1 protein-coding gene is annotated in these 507 nt (G+C 58.4%); it reads right to left on the bottom strand.

All coding sequences use genetic code 11. The annotated features are described in order from the left end of the window. A partial coding sequence (locus BFP70_RS19700; RefSeq protein WP_141693289.1) for a transposase occupies positions 1–507 on the bottom strand: 507 nt, incomplete at both ends.

The following is a 507-nucleotide window of genomic DNA, read 5'->3' as shown; positions in this document are numbered from 1 at the left end:
TCTCGTCATGCAGTTCGAGGTAACGCCGCGCCAGGGATTTGAGCGCGATGCGATAGGCTTCTTCGATCTGCCGAAAGGCCGTGAGATCGGGCCGCCAAGCTGCCAGTGTGCGGATTAACTGCATTCGCGTCATCTTACGCAGGGGTTCTCGCAATCTGTCGGGGGCACAGACGATCGTCGTCTGGATCATTTGCAAAGCAATGCGGCGCGCCTGAACGGCTGTCTTTCGGCAAACCCTTAGAACACGGAGGCTTTCGACCATACCGTCACGGCTTCTCGGCGTCACCGTGTGTCGTTTAGCAAAGGCGGCATGGGCCGCACTTTCTGCGTCGAAGTCGTCGTTCTTGCCACGGCGACGGCGCTCGTTTTTGTCAGGGGCAGTGACCACCTCCAGAACTTCGACGCCAGCTGTCTGCAAATAGCGCAGTAACCCTGCGCCATAGCTGCCCGAACATTCGATGCCGACGCGTTGCAGATCCCCGAAAGACCGCATCCAGTTCAACATCA

The organism is Thioclava sp. SK-1 (genome assembly GCF_001705665.1).
Taxonomy (GTDB): domain Bacteria; phylum Pseudomonadota; class Alphaproteobacteria; order Rhodobacterales; family Rhodobacteraceae; genus Thioclava.
Note: the sequence above shows the minus strand (reverse complement) of the source record. Positions and strands in the feature narration are given on the sequence as shown.